The organism is Paraglaciecola sp. T6c (genome assembly GCF_000014225.1).
GTDB classification, from domain to species: Bacteria; Pseudomonadota; Gammaproteobacteria; order Enterobacterales; family Alteromonadaceae; genus Paraglaciecola; species Paraglaciecola atlantica_A.
In genome coordinates this window covers 2209333-2233700 of the sequence record NC_008228.1, presented here as the reverse complement: position 1 = coordinate 2233700, position 24368 = coordinate 2209333, and the positions used below count along the sequence as shown (strand labels likewise).

At 45.5% G+C, this 24368-nt stretch carries 9 protein-coding genes and 1 pseudogene; 4 read left to right on the top strand and 6 right to left on the bottom strand.

All coding sequences use genetic code 11. The features are described 5' to 3' along the window. Nucleotides 1-14: 14 nt before the first annotated feature. Nucleotides 15-458, bottom strand: coding sequence for a hypothetical protein (locus PATL_RS09410; RefSeq protein ID WP_011574663.1), 444 nt, complete (start codon nt 456-458; stop codon nt 15-17). 260 nt (nt 459-718) lie between these two features. Here PATL_RS09410 and PATL_RS09405 point away from each other — a divergent pair. Further along, nucleotides 719-1757: pseudogene (locus tag PATL_RS09405) on the top strand (integron integrase). 191 nt (nt 1758-1948) lie between these two features. Here the strand turns inward: PATL_RS09405 and PATL_RS09400 are convergent. From PATL_RS09400 to PATL_RS09380, 5 genes are all read right to left on the bottom strand, one after another. After that, on the bottom strand, nt 1949-3529 hold the full coding sequence (locus tag PATL_RS09400; RefSeq protein WP_011574661.1) for a sulfatase family protein: 1581 nt from the start codon (nt 3527-3529) through the stop codon (nt 1949-1951). A gap of 78 nt (nt 3530-3607) precedes the next feature. Then, complete coding sequence (locus PATL_RS09395; RefSeq protein ID WP_232283313.1) at nt 3608-5125, bottom strand: sulfatase family protein; 1518 nt, start codon at nt 5123-5125, stop codon at nt 3608-3610. Between the two features lie 202 nt (nt 5126-5327). Further along, nucleotides 5328-7970 (bottom strand): TonB-dependent receptor, encoded by a 2643-nt coding sequence (locus tag PATL_RS09390; RefSeq protein ID WP_011574659.1) that lies wholly within the window; start codon nt 7968-7970, stop codon nt 5328-5330. A gap of 592 nt (nt 7971-8562) precedes the next feature. Next, complete coding sequence (locus PATL_RS09385) at nt 8563-10998, bottom strand: excinuclease ABC subunit UvrA (protein WP_041713619.1); 2436 nt, start codon at nt 10996-10998, stop codon at nt 8563-8565. Nucleotides 10999-11292: 294 nt separating this feature from the next. Continuing rightward, nucleotides 11293-11580 carry a DUF6172 family protein gene (locus PATL_RS09380; protein WP_011574657.1) on the bottom strand — a complete coding sequence of 96 codons (288 nt, stop codon included), beginning with the start codon at nt 11578-11580 and terminating at the stop codon, nt 11293-11295. Nucleotides 11581-12044: 464 nt separating this feature from the next. Here PATL_RS09380 and PATL_RS09375 point away from each other — a divergent pair, with 464 nt between their 5' ends. The 3 genes from PATL_RS09375 (at nt 12045) to PATL_RS09365 (ending at nt 24039) form a co-directional block, all read left to right on the top strand. Further along, nucleotides 12045-13637 carry an L-lactate permease gene (locus PATL_RS09375; protein ID WP_011574656.1) on the top strand — a complete coding sequence of 531 codons (1593 nt, stop codon included), beginning with the start codon at nt 12045-12047 and terminating at the stop codon, nt 13635-13637. 418 nt (nt 13638-14055) lie between these two features. Then, nucleotides 14056-18081 (top strand): hybrid sensor histidine kinase/response regulator transcription factor, encoded by a 4026-nt coding sequence (locus tag PATL_RS09370; protein WP_011574655.1) that lies wholly within the window; start codon nt 14056-14058, stop codon nt 18079-18081. A 420-nt stretch (nt 18082-18501) separates the two neighbouring features. Continuing rightward, nucleotides 18502-24039, top strand: coding sequence for a hypothetical protein (locus PATL_RS09365; protein WP_011574654.1), 5538 nt, complete (start codon nt 18502-18504; stop codon nt 24037-24039). The last annotated feature ends 329 nt before the right edge of the window (nt 24040-24368 follow it).

Genomic DNA, 24368 nt, shown 5'->3' with positions numbered 1-24368 from the left:
CTCTTGTTATGCATTTATTTGCGGCTAACTCTAATTGGCGCTGGACTTTTATAGGTGGAATCACGATAAGAGTTTTCACACTGAGTGCAGTTCCAGTACCCATTTTTATGGGGAGATTGAAGCCTGACTAATTGAGTGTCAACATCATAGCAACGTTGACAAAAGGGCCCGTCTTTATTATCGCCTTCGACTTTAAAGTAATATGGCTCTTGCCAAGTGATATTTTGTTGTACAAGTAGCGATTTTTTAAGCTCACTTATTTCATTGTCTTTATCTGACATTAATTCTTTAAAATCTGCAATTTCAATTTTCGCATCAGCAAGTGCATCGATTAATTCTGCTAATTGAAATTTCATCTCAGCAGCCTCTAAAGAAGCACCACTATCTTTGATTATTTTTGCAATATCTGATGCGGCTTTTATTCCTGACAAAGCACCTGTGATAGCTGCGATTTCCATTGCGACTCCTTGGTATTAATGCATAACAATATTAATAGCCGGAAAGGTTCCGTGATTGGATCCGCGTATTAAACACGGAACTTTTCCGCCTTTCACCATCTGTCCTTTTTAGCATACACGGCAACTTATTGTACAGGTTGAACTTTTCCGGTTATGGGCTTCTCACCTGTGGAAACACGGAAAAATTCCTAAATCTTGCTGTTATACGGATTATTCACCAATACTGTACAGGTATACAGTTATTTGAAGAGAGTTATCTTATGCCTAAATCGATGTTCTTGAATATGATAAAGGATGAAATGTACCAATTACGTTATTCAAAGCGCACTATTGAAGCTTATCTTAAGTGGATCAGTAGCTATATTCATTTTCATCAGAAAAAACACCCTAATTTAATGCATGATAAAGAGGTAGAAGCCTTCCTTTCACATTTAGTTTTAGAGTTAGATGTGGCTGCATCAACCCAAAAATCAGCATTAAATGCCTTGGTATTTCTATATCGCGATATAATTCGTCAACCGTTAAATTTTAAACTTAATTTTATTAAAAGTACTCGCCAGCAAAAACTGCCAATCGTTCTCACTACTGATGAAGTGAGGAATTTACTTGCAGTTGTAAGTGCTCAACAGAAACTTGCGGTATCAATTTTATATGCAAATGGCTTGCGTTTAATGGAATGTGTGAGATTGAGAGTCCAAGATATAGATTTTGATTTCAAATCCGTACGGGTTTGGAATGGTGAAGGTGGTAAACATCGAATTGTTACATTAGCCGATGAGCTTATACCTAGTTTGCAACAACAGATCACTGTCGTAAGACAATATCTGGATGCAGACTTGTTAAACCCAGAATACGATGGCGTTTATCTACCTCATCGTCTAAGGCTTAAGTTTAAGAACGCCAATCGCTCGTTACCATGGCAATATGTGTTTGCTTCGCGTCAACTATCGACAGATCCTGAAGACCAATCATTAAGGCGTCATCATATTGATGGGTCTACGGTGCAAAAAGTAATACGACATGCCGCTAAAAAAGCCAATATCCCTAAAATCGTTACCCCGCACACGCTTCGCCACTCATTTAAAAAATGCGTCCTTGCATTTTTCCCTACGGGCCATCCTTCGGATGTTCAAATTTAATTCCAGACAAATTTGTGCGACCCATCTTTTACAATCAGGCGCTGATATTCGCACTGTGCAAGACCAGCTAGGCCACAGTGATTTACGCACTACGCAAATATACACCCACATTTTACAGCGCGGCGGTAACTCTGTGGTTAGCCCTTTATCAAGGCTATGATGCACTTTTAAAAAGGCCCGTAAAAATAACCAGCGGCCTATCCTGTTTACGTGCCTGAAAACGTAACGAGTTATAGGAAGGCCTATGTAAAATCCTATATGAAGGCTTAAACAAAAGATGACTTAGCACTTTATGCAATGTATTAAAAAGTGCTTATAACGACCGTTCCCTACTTGTTATTTGTTATTTGCTTATTGGCTATATCTGAAGCCTTTTTCGATAAGTTGTTGGATCTTTTGCTCCATGGCATTCACTAGCGCTGGGTAATCCTTGGCACGGTTCGTTTGCTCACCAACATCATCCGTTAGGTCAAATAGCTGTGGCGTTAACGCAAATCCCATTTCTATGTCTTTATTACCGAGCCAATTTGGTAACCCTTTTTCTTTACTGATTGCTTTGATGTATTTCCAATTATGCTTACGCAGACCTAACGTCCCGACGGCTTCTTCTAATAAGTAGGTGCGCGCATTGTTGGTTTTGCCTAAAAACGCGTGCATTACATCAAGGCTGTCAATGGCTTCTGTTTTTGCCAAAGGCTGCTTTACTAAACCTGCCAGTGAAGCATAAATATCGACTTGAGAAATAAGCGCGCTGCTACGTATATGAGTGGTGTTACCCGGCCAATATACAATCATAGGGACGCGCGTCCCTCCTTCAAAGACACTGTATTTACCGCCGCGAAAAGGCCCAGCGGGCAAATGTTCGCCTAGCATTTCGGCGGCCATATCATCGTAGCCATCGTCTAATACCGGTCCGTTATCACTGGTAAATATCACTAAGGTGTTATCGGCTACACCTTGAGTGGTTAGCGCTTGCATAACTCTGCCGACAACCCAATCCATTTGTGCAATCGCATCACCTCTTGGCCCCATGGTACTTTTACCTTTGAAACGTTCGTTAGGTAACCTTGGCACGTGTATATCCTGAAAGGAGAAGAACAAGAAGAACGGGTCTTTCTTACTTCTTTCAATAAATTCGACCGCTTTTTGCGAAAACACGTCGGGAAACTCTTCATCTACCCACAAGGCCTTTTCTCCACCACTCATGCTGCCGATGCGGCTTATCCCATTCACGATCGTTTGGCTGTGCTGTAGGTCTGCTTTCATGCGCAGCAACTCTGGGTTGTCAACGCCGGTAGGCCTATCTCCTACTTTGTGATCGTAACTGACTTCAATAGGGTCACTGCTTTCTAAGTTGACCACTTCATGACCTTCTAAATACACAGTGGGTACCCTGTCGCCGGTTGCCGGCAACAAAAAGCTGTAATCAAACCCAATTTCTAATGGCCCTGGTTTAACGTCTTGGTTCCAATCAACTGAGCCTTCGCCTAAACCTAGATGCCATTTTCCTATCACCCCCGTGGTGTAACCGGCTTTTTGCAACATGCTTGGCAAAGTCGCTTTGCCCGGTCGAATTAGTGCGGGGGCATCGCCAGGTAAAATAGCGGCGTTTTGCCGAAATCCGTGTTCACCGGTGAGCAGGGAGTAGCGCGAAGGCGTGCACGTTGATGCAGTGCTGTGGGCGTCAGTAAAATTAACGCCTTTGCTCGCTAGCGCATCTAGATTAGGTGTGTCTACCCCTATCGCACCATTTGGAGAAATATCCCCATAACCTAGATCATCTACGTAAAAAATAACTACATTGGGCTTTTGAGATGCCTGCTGTTTCAGTAAAGGATGTTCTACTGCGCACGCTGAGGCCACAGCTGATAAGGCAGTAACGCCCATGATCAAGGGTAAATAGCGTGACATTGCTGTTCTGTTAAACATCATTTTGAATTTGCTCCTAAATAGTGAATGAACTCTTGAGCTCTTGATCTCTTAAACTTTTACAGCAATTAACCAACGACTTTACTGGTAGTGCCATTTAGCGATCCAAGGATCCTGAGTCTCTTGTTGAAATATTTTAAGCTGGTGTATGAGTTCATGTTTTACACGACTGAACTGGGGTAAGTCAGCGAGATTATGCTGCTCTTGAGGGTCGTTTTGCATATCAAACAACTCAAACTCAGGGCGATGTAAAAAGTCCTCGATCTGGCGACCCGCATATTGAGTGTTTCCGCGGCGACGCACATCTTGCCAGATTAAGGACTGCTGCAAGTCCGCAGCAAAGGGGTAACTTAGCTCATGGGCAATATTCCAAATCAACTTATATTGCTTGGTTCTAACCATGCGCATGGGGTAATACATCATCACTTCGTGCATGGTGTGAGAGGCATATACATGTTCCCAGCCTTTAGGCTGTTCGTTTTCTAAAATTGCTTTGAATGATTTGCCCTGAACAGTGGTCGTCATTGGTTTAACGTTTGCGTAATCTAAAATAGTCGGGGTTAAATCAAGCCAAGAGACCAACTGATGGTGACGGGTACAGTTTTGAATGTTTTTTGTACAGGAAACAGCGTTATTTTTCTGCGCTGGCGCTTTGACAATTAACGGCAGATGAATACCTGCATCGTACAAATTGGTTTTCGCACCAGGAAATGCAATGCCATTATCTGACAAATACAAAATTAACGTGTTGTCGTATTTACCCTGTGCTTTGAGTATTTCAACCAGCTTGCCTACACCTTGGTCAAGACGAGAGATAGCCTGATAGTATTGAGCTATTTCTTTTTGTGCAGCGGGTGTGTCGGGTAAGTACGGTGGCACCAACACGTCATCAGGCTGATACACGACCTCTTCGATGCCCGGGTACCCCTGTTCACGGTTACCAAATCGGTTTGGCTCGGGATAGGTCTCAAACGGGTAACCTCGATGCGGGTCGTCACTGGCAAAATACAAAAAGAACGGCGCGCTGTCGCGACGGATAAATGCTTCGCTTTTTTGAGCCATTTCAACTGGGCTGCGTGCGATTGAGGTCATATCATTGGCTGCGCCTTCTGATAACACGTCATCAAATTTAAATACGCTGTTTGGCCCTAAGTGATATTTACCTATTCTGGCTGTTCGATAGCCGTTTTCACTGAGCGTGACCGGCAATGATTGCACGTCATCAAAACTACTGAAATGGTGCTGCTTATGCTGCAAGCCATACATCCCATTGGTGTGATTATGTTGACCGGTTAACATAACTGAGCGACTAGGGCTACAACTTGACACAGTGGCAAACGCATTCACAAACCGAGCGCCCTCTCTTGCCAGCGCATCGATATTTGGGGTTTGGATCACGTTATTGCCGTATGCCCCTATGGCATCTAACCCGTGATCATCTGCCACAATCATTACCACATTTGGCCTGTTAACTAGGTTATTCTTACTTTGCTCGCTTTGTGCAGCAACGGTTGCTGCACAAAGCACCAAGGTAATGATGCACAGAATATGCGCTTTAATGCATTTCACGATAAACAACCCTACTGATTTGCGTGGCACATCCACTACCCGCCGTGTTAACGCCGAGCGAAGGAGAATAAAACAACAGAGCAAGCATACCGCTAAGCCCCCTGTTCTTTTTCTTACGCGAAGGATACAACCAACACACTTAGCTATTGCTGACTCATGCGCTGCTGAGGCATCCATCGCTTAAAAACGACCTCTAAGGTCAGCCCAGCGGGTTGCCATACAGCTAGGTGGATCAGAAAGTATACGACACACCGACCAACACTTGTCTTTCAGTGGCGATCCAATGATATGGGTCATACTTATCCCCTGCGCGATATTCGAAATGATCGCGTCTAAGCAGGTTTAAAGCATCCAAAGTGAATCGGAAGCTCTCAGAAACGTTGTAGGCCAGCGATAAATCGAGTTGGCCAAATCCTTCTTGGGCGACTTCTGTGGTCACTAAAAAGTCTGAACGGTAGTTATATGACAAACGGCCTGAAACTAAATCATCTTCGTAAATGGCGACCAAGTTGTAACTGTTGTCTGATAGGCCCTCTAGTGAAATATTAGGCAGTAATGGATTCGGCGAGGGCACATCTGAGTCCACGTAGGTGTAATTCGCCTGTACGCCTAAACCATCAAATGGTGCGGGTAAAAAATCAAAGAACTGTTGGTAAGCAAGCTCTAAACCACGCACTGTGCCAGAACCGCCATTGCTTTTACGCAGGATAACAAAGTCATTGCCACCAATGGTTTCTTGGCTTTCAGAGGTTTGTAAGAAGCCGTCAATGTCTTTGTAGAAAATAGCAGATGACGCCATACCACCACTGGCAAAGTAGTACTCAAGGCTTAAATCTAAATTGGTTGCGGTGAATGGGTCTAAATCTGGGTTACCGCCGGTGCCGCGACCTTGCTCAAAGTTGAGGTTTAACGACGGGGCCAAATCACCAAAATGAGGGCGCGAAAATGTTTTCGAACCCGCTAAGCGAAGCAGCAGCTCATCGTTCAATTCAACTTTCAAATTGAACGAGGGCAAGAATTCACTGTAATTCTTTTCACTTTTTGTGCCTTGGTAAATAGGCGCTCCACTTTCGTCCGCATTTCCGGTATCGAAAAAATAATCCGCTGTCGTATCGGTTTGCACGTAACGCCCGCCGATATCGCCACTTATGAAATAGCCCCCCACTTCGGTTTCAAGGTTGGCTTTTATATATAGGGCGGTCACATCTTCTTCATATTCGAATGAATCTCTGGGGTTTTCAGTTTCTGATTGCCCTGTGAAGCCATAAAATTCACGAATTTCATCGTTGCGAGACAACAAGTAATTAGGATTAACGCCAACATAATCATTGGGGAAATTGCCACCGTCATACTCGTCCATAAAATCGTCCCACGCACTGGGCTCGACTAAATTAAGCGGGTCGTCACTGCCATAGGTCGCGCCCGAGGCATCAAATATATGGTTGTTTTGAATATTCTTGGTGGTGCCTAAACTGGCGAAGCGCAAACCCGCTTCGATGGAACGTACCAATCCTTCGTCAAATGCGTAATCAATATCCAGCTTGGCCGCAGATTCATCTGCTTGTAACTGGCGGCTTTCATGACGCCATTGAACGATATCGAAATTACCCTCATCTGTTACGTCAAAAGTACCAAAGTCCACCGAGGGCGGCTGATTTGGTATCCCGCTGTTATTTATCGTAACAGGCAAGGCGTCCCAACTGTCACGAATACGGGTATTGTGGAAGTTGGTGTCGTTGTCGGTATCAACGTAACTCACCTCCCCTTCGATACTCCACGGCCCAGCAACTGTTTCAAAGCCCAGCGCTAAATCGTATGTCGTGGTGTACCTGTCATCAATCATGCTCAGAACATCAAAGTTCATGTCGCTCAACGTAACCGACCTAGGGTAAACGTTGTTTTCATCTATATTAGAAAAATCAGCGTCAACGGTATTTGCACCATCAAAGCCCCACACGAACTCTTGGCGCAACTGCGTTGTGGAATAATCGGTGTAACCAGAGTCGAAATAGAATTTAGTATCGCTGTTCAGAGAGACATCAATGCCTAAAGAGTAAACCGTACGCTCTCTATCCCCCCATGCTGGGGATGAGTTGAGAGAAGCACTGGTTTTGGCACCATCAGGCGCAGTGCCACCTGCAAAATCGCCCACGATGGACGTGGCACTAGAGTTACGCACTAGGTCTTCACGGTATTCTCGCTCTAAGTAAGAAACACCAAAGATAACCCCTATTTCACCGCCATTGTTGCCGTAATCCCAGATATTGCCAGCCACTAAAGAACCGCGTGGTGACCATTCTTTGGATAAATCACCATAGTGCTCTTTCACACTACCGGCAATTGTAGGGCCGCTTAAACTTAAAGCATCGGTGCGCTCTATATCGACCACTCCCCCAATGCCGCCCTCTAATATGTCAGCTGAAACTGATTTATATACCACCACGGAGCCAACCAATTCTGCGGGAATATCTTCAAAGCTGGCAAAGCGGTTGATACTGACACCGGAGGCACCGCCAAAATAGTTTCGCCCGTTTAATAAGGTTGCGACTTCGTCTAAGCCACGAATAGACACACCGGATGCTTCACCCCGAGAGCGCGATATTTGAATCCCTGGAATACGTTGCAACGATTCAGCGACATTTAAATCCGGAAACTTACCAATATCTTCCGCTGAAATAACGTCTGCTACCTGACCGGACTCTTGTTTGCGCGCCACTGAGCTGGCAATACTCGAACGTATGCCTACCACTGAAATTTGCTCGATATCTTCATTGGCACCTGTGTCAGTCGGACTTTCTTGGGCCCATAATTGACCAGTGCTGATAATCATAGCGATGGATGATGCTAGAAGGGTGTGTTTTGTTGTGGCTCTCATTTCGTTCTCCATGAATTCAATTCTTATGTATTCGTTATTCGGTCTGTTCTATGAGCTTATCTTTGCCAGGTCTCTACATTCCCACCAACTTCAGCAATTACCCACTTCAAACTTGTAAATAAATTAGCATGTGATTAACAAGATAACAACACTTCAAATGAAAACAGTTTCCTTAATATAAGAAAACAAACAATGCGAGCACCCCCCTAACTATATAGCCTTATAGGATTAAAATATTAGTAAAACCTTACGAACTCTGTATCAAAAAGAATAAAACCACTACCAATGATAACGGTTTACCCTAAAATGACACGATACAGGGAAACGTTGCAGTGGATGAAAAAAGGACGGGTTATATGCAGAAAAAGCCCATAGTCGCAGCAGGGGCATGAGAAGCTTTTGTATATGGCGGGTATAGAAGACAAGGACCCAGATAGGTGAACAAGAGGAACAATAGGTAGAAGAACAGGTGGAAGAACAAGGAGGTGAACAGGCAGGTAAACATCCGTGTTTGGCACTGGAAAAAGCAGTACTGGTGCAACGCGTAGCCTGTGATAGCGACTTATTTAACCAGTACTACAAACCCGAAACGTTAGACAAACATAAAGGGCGCGGTTCGACTTTGCTTGTTGATTGCGACATGTTTCGGTTCGCCTTGGGCAACCACAGCCCCGCCCTTATCACCGGCTTCTGGGCCAATATCAATGACCCAATCACTGCTACTGGCGACACGCATATCGTGCTCAACCATGATCACCGTGTTGCCGGCATCCACCAGTCCGTTTAATTGCGACATCAACATAGCAACATCTTTTGGATGTAAGCCTGTGGTGGGCTCATCTAAGACGTACAGCGTGTCACCTTTTTGTACTCGCTGTAGCTCAGTGGCTAGTTTGATACGCTGAGCTTCACCGCCTGATAGCTCCGTGGCAGGTTGGCCAAGGCGTAAGTACCCCAGCCCTACTTTGAGTAACGCATCTAATGCTCGAAGCACGGGCGGCTGACCCGCAAAAAATGTGTGGGCTGCCTCGACCGTCAAATCCAGCACATCAGCAATGTTTTTGTCGCGATACGTAATTTCTAAGGTTTTGTCGTTATAGCGACGACCTTGGCAGACCGGGCAAGGTGAATAAACACTAGGTAAGAAGAGCAACTCAACACTCACAAACCCCACCCCGTCGCAATTACTGCAGCGGCCTTTGGTGACATTGAACGAAAAGCGACCTGCGTCGTAACGTCTTTTTTTCGACTCATCGGTGTTGGCAAACAAGGTACGGACGTGATCAAATAACCCAGTGTAAGTCGCTAAATTGGAGCGCGGTGTTCTGCCTATGGGCTTTTGATCTACCGTTATTAAGCGTTTCACGTGCGCTAGGCCGTCAACAATATGCCCACCTGTGCTCGTCTGGGTTTCTTGTTCCAGCAAATCGGCTTCATCAGTTGGCACATCAACGGTTTTCTTTACGCCTAAGGCCTCATTCACCAGCTCAACCAATGCTTGACTGACTAAACTTGATTTGCCCGAGCCAGACACCCCCGTCACTGTTGTCATCACGCCTAAAGGAAACGCCACGTCGATGCCTTGCAAATTATTTCGCTCGATTGAAGCAAGCTTTAACCACGCCTTTGCCTCGCGTGGTGTACGCTCCTCACCCACTGACTGTTCGAACAAATGCTTAGCCGTATGCGAGCGTAAATTACCTTCGAGTCCTTCAACTGGGCCGTTATAAATAATGTCGCCGCCATGCGTCCCTGCATCCGGCCCTACATCGACTATCCAATCAGCATGGCGAATAACACTCACATCATGCTCGACCATAAACACTGAATTACCCGCCGTAATCAATTCATCAAGAGCCGCCAGTAGCGCCTTTTTATCGGCTGGATGCAGTCCAGCGGATGGCTCATCTAGTACATAAACCACACCAAATAGCTGGGAGCGGATTTGTGTTGCCAAGCGCAAACGCTGCAATTCCCCCGGCGAAAGTGTAGTAGTGCTTCGCTCCAGTGATAAATAGCCAAGACCAAGATGCGTTAGAGCCTCAACTCTCGCTAAAATATCACTGGCTAAGCGCTGAGCCACGATGATCTTTTCTCTGTCCTGTAATTCATCACTGGGTTTGGTACGCGCTGTTGCACGTAATCTTTCGGCCAAGTCCGTTAAGGTTAATTGCGATAACTGTCCAATATCCAAACCCGTAAAGGTGACCGATAATGACGCCCGCTTGAGCTTCTTACCTTCACACTCGGGGCACTGTGAAATCTGCATAAACTGCGATACGCGCTTTTTCGTACGCGGACTTTGCGTCGTGGCAAAAGAGTGTAAAACAAAGCGCTGGGCGCTGGTGAACGTGCCCATATAGCTGGGCGCTTCGCCATTTTCAATGGCGGCTTGAGTCTGGGCTAAATTGTACTCAGGATAGACTGGCACTGTGGGGGTTTCATCGGTGAATAAAATCCACTGCCTGGCTTTTTTAGGCAAGTCCCGCCATGGGGTATCGATGTCGTAGCCAAGAGAGACCAGAATTCGGCTTAAATTGGCCCCTTGCCATGCAGGAGGCCACGCGGCAATTGCTTTGTCTCGTATGGTTTTACTGTCGTCAGGCACCAATAGTGCTTCGGTCACATCGAAAACACGCCCGATGCCATGGCATTTGGGGCAAGCGCCTTGGGCGGTATTTGGCGAAAATGAGTCAGCGTATAAAATAGATTGACCAACGGGGTAATCACCCGCGCGGGAATAAAGCATCCGTAGGCCATTTGATATGGTGGTAACACTGCCAACAGAAGAACGCACTGAAGGCGTGCCTCTTTGCTGCTGCAGGGCAACAGCGGGCGGCAAGCCATCAATAGCGTCAACATCAGGCTCTTCTACCTGATCAATTAGTCTTCGTGCATACGGTGAAACCGAGTCTAGGTAACGTCGTTGAGATTCAGCAAACAATGTACCAAATGCCAGCGAGGATTTACCTGAGCCTGAAATGCCGGTAAACACCACCAAGGCGTTACGTGGTATATCAAGACTCACATTCTTTAGGTTGTGTACGCGCGCACCACGCACCCCAATACAGTGCTCTGGTCGGCTGAGTATATGGCTGGCTTTGTCTTGAGGGATGATTAACTCTCCTTTGAATCAGAAAATACTTGTGGTTTTAGTACATGACTCGCTGAAAAAAGTTCACAACAATGCTTTATAAAAACACTGTAAAACTCAGGATAAAGCCCTCAAGAAATCAAGAGAAATGGTATTGTGTTTGCAGATAAGCCAGTAGAGCATTGCCTTAGGGATTTACACCAAAGGGAATGCCCCCTAGATAGGCATTTACTCAGTTAATTTTTTAACACCGGGCTTGGCAAGAATTTCCAAGTAAAAAGAGGCTAGTTCGTTTTTTTCGGCTTCATCAATATGTTGGTTAATCGAACCAAGATGGATGACTTGTGCATTGGCCTCATCCACGCCAAAACGACAGTCAAAATCCCAGTAATCAGCGCCCTCTGGAAGTGACTTTTTTCTCTCTCGTCTAAGGTATTTCTTTACTTCAAACTTAATTGCTTCGACTAATCTTGGCAGTTTGATTTTCGGATGAGACAGAACGAAGGTTTTTTTCATGGTAATTACTCGTATTAGCCAAATTCATATATGGCATTCAATAGAAAGGGTATGGTGTTGCGTTTGGGCTTGTACAGGCCAGTACGCTAGCAAAGGTAGGTTAATCTTCACCCAGTTAAATAAGCTTGTTTAAATAAGAAAAGTGTCACCAACGGATGTTTTCATAATAAAGATTATACAAGAACTGATGTTCAATAGATGTACTTATTCACAATTAATCCTGTTTCGTATTTGCTAACGTCATTGCGCAATGGCGCGAATAAAACCGTGATCCCCTTTTAATTGCATGATTGCTAACAACCCAGCTAAGAAAATGTCACTTCAGGGCCTTTACTTACCCAATTCAACACTGCTAACGATGTACATAAGACGGCTTTCATTCACCGCCACAATAGTCTTTGACATCAAGCCAAAAGCGCCATAACAATACCCGTTAAGGGAATCACTCGTTTCAAAGGCCATCTATGCTGTTACTCATAAGTGCGTATTTACCCGTTGCAGTTCTCATCTACTTGATGACGAAAAAACACAGTGTAGCGGCCAGCAAAGCATTGCCTTTGAGTGCATTAATTGCCTACCTGTTAGTAGTGTTTGTATTTGATTTTGAGCTACGGCTCGTGAATGCCTCGGTCATCAGCGGTTTGTTGTTGGCGCTTACCCCTATCATGATTATCGCCGGGGCAATTTTTCTGTTTCGGTGCATGGAGGTTACCGGGGCGTTAGGTATCATCCGTAGCTGGCTAAATCACATCAGCAGTAATGCAATCGCCCAGCTTATGGTCGTAGGTTGGGCTTTTGCCTTTTTGATTGAAGGCGCAAGCGGGTTTGGCACCCCTGCGGCCATCGCAGCGCCAATACTCGTCGGATTGGGCTTCCCTGCCCTTAGGGTCGCCATTGCCTGTCTTATTTTCAATACCATACCAGTTACGTTTGGCGCCGTGGGGACACCTATTTGGTTTGGCTTAGCCTTAACCGAACTCCCCCCTGTGTTACTGCAAGATGTTGCTTGGAAGTCGGCGGCTATTAATACGGTTGCAGCCCCCTTTATCGTCATGGCGGCACTGGCGTTAGTGGTCGAGAAAAAAAGCCAGCTTAAGCAAAACTGGCTATTTATTGTGTTATCAACCTTCTCTTGCACCCTACCGTATTTGATATTGAGCCACATATCGGTGGAGTTCCCCTCCCTAGTGGGCGGCTTTATCGGCCTAATACTTACCTTGTTATTGGCCAAGTATAATATTGGCCTACAACAACGCCAAAATAACCGCCAACCTTCGGCGCAAGCATCGGTACAGGTATCAATGCCCACGCTGATAAAAGCCAGTTTTGCGCTGTGGGGAACAATATTGCTATTGGTCGTGACACGTATCCCTGAGCTGGGCATCAAGAGCTTACTGCAACTCACATCACCCGCATGGGTCAGCAGCGCTGGGCCCTTAGGCGACATCAGTATCAGTGCATCTCTGGTTATTAAACTCGAACGCATACTGCAAACGCCCATAAACTGGCAGCACAACACCTTGTATGTGCCCTCCATTTTACCATTCGTATTAATGGGTTGTTTAACGCTGTGGTTGTTTAAGAGTGGCTCATTCACAAACGTAGTGAGTCACACTAAAAACAGTATGAAAAAACCAGTGATTGCGCTTTTGGGCGCCTTAGTCTTTGTCAACATGATGATGCTCACTGAAGAATATTCTGCGGTGAGTTTAATCGGTCAACATTTAGCAGGCATTAGTGGCCAGTACTGGGGGTTCTTCGCCCCATTTCTTGGTGCATTGGGCTCTTTCTTTTCGGGTTCAGCCACCATATCAAACCTCACATTTGCCGGTATTCAGCAGACCATTGCCAGCGATTTGCAGTTGAATGTCACAACGATTTTGGCTTTACAATCGGTAGGCGCCGCCATGGGGAACATGGTTTGTATCAACAATATAGTGGCAGTGTCGTCTATTCTCGCGCTACAAAATAGTGAGGGCTACATTCTCAAACGCAGCATGCTGGTATTACTACTCTACGGTTTAATTGCTGGGAGCATGGGGATGGTTTTCGCTTAGTGGCGTTTGGTTTTGGTTTGTTTTTCATGCGCGCCCGCGCCCCACGTAAAGGTGGCTCGCGTAAGCGAGCTTTGGGCTACTGTTCTGTTATTTCGTGTCATTGTTAGCCAGCGCACGCGCTAATCTAGTCTCTATTTTTAGGGCCTGCGTCGCGTGCACAATGTCGGCGTTAACGATGAGATTCAAATAGGCTAAATATTCTTTATATTCTGCGTTAGGCGATAGGATCCACTGTTAACAAATTGATCACATACCCTTACTACATGTTTCAGCCGACACACTGCCCTCTAGCGACCGTAAAATCACCAAAGAAGCATAAAATCTAGGCGCTGAATACCTCTGAGAATTTGCTTAAAAAGTGTGCATGCAATAGTCTACGTTTCACATAACCACTTGATACTTAAGATTTTATATATTCATGAATTGGATCAAACGTGTTGTTTTCCTTACCTGTGGTTGCGTGTTTCTTATGCATGGCGTCCATGGTCAACAATATAGTGAGGTGGGTTTACCCATCAGCAAAGTGTTTGGCTTACAAGAGCACAATGGTAGTGATCAGAACTGGTGGTTAAGTCAAAGTGAAAATGGGTTTATTTACGTAGGTTCAGGTACCGGCATCACTCAATTTGATGGTGAACGGTGGCGTAAATATGTCACACCGAACAGTACACGTGTGCGCGCGTTAGCCCATTGGAAAAATAACCATATTTACGCGGGCACAATCGATGATTTGGGGGTTTATCAACCCGATGATTCTGGGCAATTGATTTTTCGGTCTTTGATAGCTGACTGGCCTACTGAAACCCGTCAATTTGGTGAAATCTGGTCCGTGGCGGCCAGTGAAGAAGGCGTTGCCTATGTCAGTAACAAGCAAGTTTACTTTTGGGATGGAACACAGATACATACCGTCCCTGGCGCAATAGGCGGTAAGCATCGCATATTTTCCGTCGGTAAGGGGTTTGTATATAAAACGAAAGACAGCAGCACAATACACAAGCTCAGCATTACCAGCACAGATAGCACAACCACGTTTTTAGTCACCTCAACCCCTTTAGCTCTTCCTAAAGACGCTTATGTACGTAAAATATTCACCAACCGTCAAAATGAGATGACAATCATTACTGCACAGCACGGTATTTTCGTTGAGCGAAACAACGCTTTGCAGCGCGTACTGGCACCTCATGCGTTGCCCCCAAAGACCCATCTATATAATGCTATTCAGGCCAGCGACGGTCTTTACTACCTCGTCTCTTTGTACAACGGCCTCTTAATCATGAATGAATCGTTTGAACTCGTCAGGCGCTATCAAAGCGAACACCACATCCACATGAGCACGCTGTATTCAGCGCTTGAAGATCACCAGGGTAATATCTGGTTATCCGGTATTCCTGGTCTGGTCAAAATGCTGCCGCCTCAGCGAGTCAGTGAGTTTCCTATTGGTGATAACTCCACCATCATAGATAAGCTCAGTCACATCAATGGGCATGTAGTTGCCGCAGGAGACGGTCTGTTTCAGCTAAACGCGTCACAATCTGTAACGAGTCCCCCTGCGTTTTGGCCAATCATTGCGTCGAAAAATATCAATTTTGATGCCATCGAATACCATGATTTCTTACTCTTTGCCGGTGAAGGCGGCGTTTATGCGCGAGCGCTGGGCGATCCCCAAGGCGAATTGACTAATATATTACGCTCTAGCTGGGCCCGTTCTATTAAGGTCGATCCTGTTACTCAAACCCTTTTTGTTTCCACGTATGACGGGTTGTTCCATATCGAGCACGCGCAAGGGAATTGGAATAGTACCTTTATCGAAGGCACAGCGGACGAACTGGAATTTGTCGCAATTGAAGATGAAGGCGTCGTTTGGGCAGGCACCGCCAGTCAAGAGCTTTACCGGATCGAGAACGCACAGTTCTCCCCGCACTCGTTGAATCCACAACACACTTTGAGTGTACAAAAATTTACCGCGGCCGATGGCTTAGGGCCGGGTAATGTTATGCCATTTACGTTATCTTCTGGGGTGGTTATGGGCACCAGCAACGGCATGATGGACTATCAAGCAAACCGCACTCCCGCCCTTCAATACGTTAAGGACTACCCCGCAATATTCACCACAGAACAACAGGACATATTTCGGCTCTATGAGGATGCAAATGACAGGATCTGGTTTCGTATAGGCCAACACACGGGCTACATTAAAAAAGACCAGAGCGGACAATGGCAAGTATTCGATGCCATGTTCAAGCCGTTTTCAAGCGTTGGGTTTAACGATTTCTTAACCACAGATCAAAACACCCTGTGGTTTGCGCAAAAATCTGGGCAGCTCTACAAAGCCAACATCAAACATTTTGAGACTGTACCCCAGCGTGCAAATCTTCATGTTCACCAAGTCAGTAATGTCGATAACAATGCTGTTATTTATGGCAATATCGCCAGCGAAAATGACATGCCTGAGTTAGATCAAACTAATAACTCTGTGCGCATGCACTTTGCGCTTAGTGATAGCCATATTTTACGCCCCACACGTTACCGGCACCGCCTGTTAGGCAGCAGCCACGATGCATGGAGCGATTGGAGCCATGAACACCAAAAAGACTTTACCCTGCTACCCGGCGGCGACTTTATATTTCAACTTGAAGCACAAGATGCCTGGGCAAGAGAGTACAAAACCGAGCTTCCCTTTGCCGTAAAACCTGTGTGGTATCTCAGCACCCTCGCTTGGTTTGCGTATCTGCTTATACTCCTTACATTACTGGCCCTCAGTGGTTGGCTCACTCAGCGCTGGCGCACAGGGAAACTACGAGAGCACAATGCCCTGTTAGAAAAAACTGTTGCAGATAGAACGTTAGAAATCAGTCACAAAGTGCAAGAACTTGAACAACAACAAGTGCTTAAAGAGCGTTTTTTCAACAATGTTTCACATGAATTTCGCACACCGCTCACACTGACCATTGCGCCGTTACAAGATGTGCTCAATGACCACCCCGCCCTTGACAGCAGCTTGGCATTACCCGTTAAAACCGCGCTTAGAAACGCAAAAAACATGCTGCAATTGGTAGGCAACATTTTGGACATCAACCGCTTGAATATCGGCCAATTTCCCCTGCGCGTAGCCCAATACAATGTCGTTGACCTCGTACATCGCGTTACGACAAGATTCGAGGGATTAGCGAAACAACAGCAGCAAACTATCTCACTGCACAATATTGCCGATCCTATTAGTCTGTATTTCGACTTAGACCAACTCGATAAATGCATGACAAATTTGTTATCAAACGCACTGAAATACAGTGGTCGTGATAGTGAAATAGACATCACGCTGATTAATACCGAAACACACGTAGGTATTGAGGTGCGCGATAATGGCCCGGGCATCGAGCCCGCTCAACAGAACAATGTGTTCGAACGTTATTTTCAAGGAGAGTCATCAGAGCATATAACTCAGCCCGGCACAGGAATAGGGTTAGCGCTAATTAAAGAGCTGATTGAGCTGCATCATGGCACAGTCGAGTTACAAAGCGAAAAGGGTCAAGGTTGCCGTTTTACCTTATGGCTGCAACGCGGTCAGCAACATTTTTCATCAGCCCAATTAGCCGAGTCGATTTCTTATCCGTCTGAACCTTGTCCACCTCAAGCCAATGTTACTCACGTTTTACCCGATAAACTCATCAAAGATGAAACCTGGAGCGATACAGAGCAGCACGATATCACCACAGTATTGGTGATAGATGATAATGCCGAACTGCGGCAATTCATCGCGCTTCGCCTATCCGGCTATTATCGTATTACGCAGGCAGAAAATGGTGAAGAAGGCTTAGCTAAAGCGATATCAGTCCTGCCTGATGTAATCATCTGTGATGTGATGATGCCTAAAATGGATGGCTTAACGCTTATGCATCACCTGAGGGGCAACCAACACACCCGTAGCATCCCCATTATTCTTCTCAGTGCAAAATCTGCCAAGCGCGATACCGTTGAAGGATTGCAACGTGGAGCGGACGATTACTTGACTAAACCGTTTGACACCTCTGAGCTAGTAGCTCGCGTCGACGCCCAATTAAGAGGCAGAAAGTTAATTCGTGAAAAGCTGGAAGCTGAATTTGCTAGTGCCGATTTACCGGTTAATGACAGTCCTAATTTTACCGATAAACTGCGTTCGAACATCATTCAACATTTAACCGATCCAGAATTTACCGTCGATCAACTCGCTGAGTCGTTAGCCATGAGTCGACGCTCTTTAAGCCGAAAATGCCAATCTGAGTGTCAGCAAACGATTGTTCAATTTATGACAGAAGTACGCATGCAAAGCGCACTCAAACTATTGAATGAAAGTAAACTCAGTGTCAGTGAAATTGCCTACGGTACGGGATACGAAAGTTTGTCTTACTTCTCTCGTACTTTTAAAAAGTTCTACGGAAAAGCTCCCTCTACCATAAGTCAGTCATAATCTGCGGGGTATCCCACAAGCCCATCAAGGAGACACAGAATCCTCAATTGTTATTTCGGCATTGCGCAATGCCTGATATCCGCTGCATTAAATAACTAGCCCCTCAGCGAAAATTCGATGGAATTGGGGTTAACCAAGCCCCCTGTCTATCAATTGGCCATTTTGTACAACTAATTGGCTCAATACTTCAAACCTATTTTGCTTTCTAACCCTATGATAATCCTTAGTAAATCGAACTAGAAAAAGATTGATTCATTGAGCCTAATCGAATGGGTTGTGCACATTATTTCAACTCGCGAAAAGCAGCAAAAGCGAATTTGCAACGCCATAACCAAATGCACATGACCCAGTAAAATTGATTAATTGACACTTTGAGTAAAACGCCATTTAGAGCGCCCATAGCAGCAAGGAACTACCACTATGAATACACGAGCAGTCCACATTAGATCTCTAACGAATGATATCAGTGCAATCCAGCCTACCAGCGCGCAGGCAATGCAGCCGTTACATCACCCCAATAGACTAAGCCAAGTCGCTTTAGCTATCACCATTGCACTGGCAAGTCAGCAGTCCTTCGCTGGTGTGCAAACCGACGAGAATACCCGTTCAAATGTGTCAATGGGCAGCTTTAATTTTGGCGTGTCAGACCAAAGCGTTTGGGCGCCTGATGGCCCGAGCAGCTTCAAAGTGGACTGGGAGTTAACAAGCAAAGAGTGGGACTCTGTGTTTGGCAGACCGCCCAGAGCCCGCTTAGGTGTAGGCAGAGTTGAAGGCGGTTGTTTTCTAGGAGCCTGTGCGTATTTTGGCGCAGCAGCGGGCGTGCAGCTTGAAGCCTATATGTTACCTTATTTGAACCTTAACCTTGAGCCTGGCACCTTCGATGCCACTGCTCATTACACCCCTACTGTCAGCTATCAATTTGAGGGCTTAGGGACCGATAGATTTTCCCTCGATACGCGTTCTGGGTTACATGAAGAAAACTCTAGCTTCTCAGTAGATGCGCCGCGATTTGAGCTTAAAACGGGGTTAAATATTCAAACCAATTTAAGCCTATTTGCTGAGGCGTGCATAGTAGACTGCTTTATCGATGAGAAATACGTCATACCCGGCACCACCACTAATTTTGATATCGACTTACTAAGAATTGATTCCTTCAAGGGCGAGTTTGCGTACCTCAATCTTGATATAAATGAAGTATCCGCTCAGGACATTGTCGACTTTATCTCGGGTGATGCCAACGTCGTGGATGCGTTTTATCATCAAATTACCACCGAAGATGTGGCGAATAAAGTCAAAGAGCAAGCGGACAAACGACTCAGTGAAGGGAAAGCCAGCACCGTTAAAAATTTACTGGAAATTGATACCGGTCCTATCTCTATTGATCTATCAAACCCTTTTACTGAAAACGCACAAGGCAGTATTAACAACGGCAGCTTTTCCGCCAGTCTTGGGGGCGATTTACTTGATGTCAGCTTGGATATAGACGAAGTCATCGGCTATGCCTTTGGCTTGACCAGTGGCGGCACGCTTGCGTTTGAAGAAGGTCCATTAACGGCTCAACTCACAATAGGTGACATCAACGCTGGGCCCACCGTTGATTTAATTCAAGATATCAGCGTGACGCCAGAGCTGATGGTCAACATGCAGTTCGATAATGAAATATTTGTCGCCGGGCGCATCGGTAAACAAACCTCTTACTATGGTGCATGGGACAGCCTGCCAGATTTCGCGCTACTCGCTGACTCAAACATACTGCGTGATGGTGAGCAACCTCAAGACAAAACCGTTAATGCCAGTACCGCATTTTCATTAAACGCCACGGTTAAAAATCGCACATATTTGGATATCGGAGCACAAGTATCAGGCGAGCTGCTATCTGCCTCAATCGATATTGATGATTTTACCGCCCTAGCGATTGGCCCCTTGTTGTCATTCCAAGAAGAAGCATCGTTATTTGAAGTGGATGTTTACAATAATTCCTTCGCACTTAATCACTGGTCAAGCATAGACGCCAACGGTGTTGAAACAGGCGTAAAAACCTTGCAAGGTGAGAACCTCTCGTTCAATGGCTTTGGCGAAATAGTCTTTCAAGGTAGAGGTCAAGGTGATTTCAATAGCGGCGCGAGCGACGCATATTATTATGATGACGACCGCATCGATCAGTATCTAACCGCAGATGAATTGATTAAATATGATGCAGGCGAGCGCTACTACAACCAAATACAAGACAGCTCGCTCAAAAATAGACTGTACCAAGAGTACACCGTTGACCAGTATCAAGCGGGTCAAATCATGCAAGACGGTAAATTAACCGTCAATTCAAATCGCACTATGACCATTGAAGCTGAAGCAAGTGTTGAAATGGGCATGGACAATAACTATCGCGTGCGCAATATTTTCGAAGAAACCGAAGACCGCACAGAGTTAGGGCTTGTTAACCAAGGGCAACTTAACGTTTACGGGGAAATATACAGCAACGCCGGTATTGAAAATCAACAATACGTGTTTCGAAACACAAGCGATGCGCAAATTTTTGTTGGTGGTAACGGCTGGCTTAAGTTTGACGGGAATATGCAAAATCAGGGTGAAATCAACAATTATGGACGAATAGAAAATACCGCGGAAGCGAGCTGGTCAACAGGAAAAATTGCCAATAAAGTGGGGGCTAACTTTGATGTGTACGGCAGCTTCGAGCTCATCAACAATCACCAAATATCTGAGCAATACTCCAACGATGGCACTGTGGGTGTGTATAAAGGGGGCGAGCTGGTCGTTAAATCATCCACTGGCCAAGGGTCTTTAAACAACACTGGTACCCTATCCATTGAGCACGGCGCAGAGCTTCGCACCCACAATACGACGAATTTAGCGACGACGGTGATCAATAATCAAGGTTTAGTCGAGAATGCAGGGTATGTGTTCAACAGCGCTCGAAGCACCATTAATAATGGCACGACATCAAGTGTTTCCCCTGACAACATTGCCAATTCAATGGTCGCATGGCAATCCTCTCGCACATCCATTGAGCAGCAGTACAATGCGGACGGAGGCTACCTAGACACCAATCAACAAATGGAAAAAGCGGCTAACGCCAATCGTAACGCCAAGTTATATTGGCATGACGATCCGTGGTCGAACGAAGCGACCTATGCAACGACCTCAAACACCTTAAATAACTATCGTAAAGACGGCGGTACGCTAGACCAAGCCTATCAGGCAGTACAAAGTGAAGTAGATACCCTAAAAGCGGCCGGGTTTGGCGTTTGGGAAAACAACAAAGACGCCTTACTCGTTAACGAAGGCACTTTTAATAACAATGCTGTAATGGTCAATCACGTTGGCGCACACTTATACAATGAGGGCGCACTGAACAATAACGGTTACCTCAGTAATACTGGGCGGTTGGTAAGCCAAAATAGCAGCGGGATCATCAATAAAGGCCTGATAGAAAACGGTACTGGTTCGGTGAAACTAGCCAATATTTCTACGCTGGTGGTAATGGACCACTTAGATAACACCGGACACATTATCAACCACGATACGATGACAAATTATGGCGAGATATATCATGAACAAGGAAATGCCCAGTCACCATTACAACCGAAGATCACCAACCATGGACTGCTTTCAAACGTAGGTACGATGCATAGTGCTGCCCAGTTGAGCAACGAGCAAGGCGCACAAATTGACAACTACGGCCATATTGAAAACAACAGCACACTGAACAATCACGGCTTTTTAAATAACGGCATCGAAAATCAAGCGGCATCAACGATCAACGATAATGCCAGCGTCATTGCCAATGCACAGCTATTCAATAATACGTCCCGCGCGCTAGAAGTAGAAGATATTCAGTTAACAAAGCTACTGACTAAATTCGAAAATGAAAGTGCTCGCCAATCGCTCAATGGCTTTAAAGGAGAAGTAAGCGATGCCAGCACGAATGCGTTTGCTATTCACCTCTATGAGAAATACTTGGTGTCTGATCAAGCCTACGGTTACGGACCACAAGCAGGCACATTGGAAGACAACCGCGAGTCTATCCGCGATTGGGTCACCAGTAGAGGTCAGTTGCGCCAGGAAACCAAAGATGCGTGCCATAACAATATGCTTGAGTGTTATAAAATTTATTACGGTGATCGAAACGATGTAAACGACAGCGTTAATGCAATAAATTACGTTTTAGGGGATAACAATACTGGTATACAACATTACAGTTTGTACGCAGATTCCGGCCTAGAGCAGAATATTAATGGTGCCCAGGGTGAACACGGTGACAATCAGAATCGCTTCGAATGGACCATGTTGATGATGCTCAATGCAGAAGGGTTAGGCCTTAACTCTGTATTGGATTTGGAAGCGATGCAAAACATTTATCCGGGTCAGTTAAATCCCCAAGATGAAGCACGTTTGTTTAAATCTAATTACTTCGCCTACGGCGACAGAAGCAATTTTGGCAGTGGCGATATTATCGGTTTAGATGCGCTATATGCGCTGTGGATTGACAAAGCCTTCCTAGAAACCAGCGGAGGATACGGCCGTCACGGTAAAAGCTTTACCTTGAATGACGTTAATGTAAACCAAAATTCAGCATCTTATGCGTTGGTATCTTTGTATCAAGGCGTGCATCAGTCGACGGCACAAATCATGGGGCTAAACGAGACACTCAGTGGCCTCAATGTCGAATTGAGTAACGTGACTTCAATCGATGCAACACTAATTAACAATGACACCATCAATAATTATGGGGTGATAAACAATAGAGGCCGCATCACTAATCAAACAGGTAGCATCATTAATAATGACGGCGCCCTTATTAACGCCGCAGGCGCTAACATCGATAACCATGGCTCGATTGTGACAGATAACAACGGCGTTTTATTATCCTCAGGCACAATGGTCAATACGGGTACGCTTGACGTTAAATCTGGCACCATAATCAACGAAGGGTCACTCATCAATAATGGCGATATCCTGCTGTCAGCATTGTTCAGTGATGATGGTGGCGAGCAGGCAACGGTTGATAATGCGGTGTTTACCAACCGTGGATATATGGAAAATAACGCCTCAGGGCTGATTGAAGTGGGCATTAATAGCCAACAGGTCGATACGGTAGCGGGCACCGCTAGCGGTAACTATTTTGAAAGTACATTTGAAAATATAGGCCAACTGGTGAATCGCGGTCGTATTGTGATAAACGATATACTGTTTAATAGCGGAGTTATTGCGAATCTAGAAGGTGCTGAGTTCGAAAATAACGGTCTTATCAATAATGCCAGAGGGAGTCTTATTTCCTTTGCTGACAGCGCCACCTTAGATGGGTCAGTCATCAACAACGGGCTCATTGCTGTTGCCGATAGCGAGTTGCTAACCCTCACGGGGGGAATAATGGGAGCAGGAACGTTTGCGGGTGATGTTTTGTTATCAGGCACAAATATCAGCCCAGGCAATAGCCCAGGTTTAATGACCTTTGATGGCAACGTGAGTGCGCTGGATACCAGCTGGGTGTTCGAAATTATGGGTACCGAGCGCGGCATAAGTTACGACGCTATCGATATTACAGGCAATCTAACTTGGTTGGATTTATACCACTCGTTCACTGTCTATTCTTTCATCGATTTTGACACAGTGATGAATTTTGATTTCAACTTCTTAAATGTCTCCGGTGATATTTTAGACGGTGATGGCAACGTAATAATAGACTTAACAACAACTATGCTGACATTTAGCGACAACTGGTTTGGTCGCTGGATTGCAGGCTCTGATGGTTGGTCCCTAGCGTTAGAGTATATCGCTGACGAACTCACCTATGATATGCAATACGCGCATTTACAACGTGATAATACCAGCGATGTACCAGAGCCACCGGTGTGGATGTTCCTTTTCTTTAGCGCGGCGTTTTTCATACTGCGTAAAGACGGCCCCGCACCCAAGCGAAAAGAGGATTTGCTTCCATAAAACCCGCTGTGCAACCATGAGCCACCGGCAAGGTATTGCATCACCTCGCAGGTGACTCATGTGATGTCTTGCCGAATGTGGTCCAGTCATGTTTTGTATTACCCTTAGGGATAACGTTCAACCGATAAGGTTAAGGATACCCGTGTCTCAAGCGTAGGCATTTACTTCGAACTCAGCACCTTGCTGATAAAAGTAAACACATTGCTATCTTTGCATCTCAGCTATGAAAGACAATCAACTGTCATGTGCATCGCAAACCATTTCCGCTATAATCGCGTCAAATTGGCGTTCGCCTCGATCTACGACTTTATTGATCCATTACACTATTT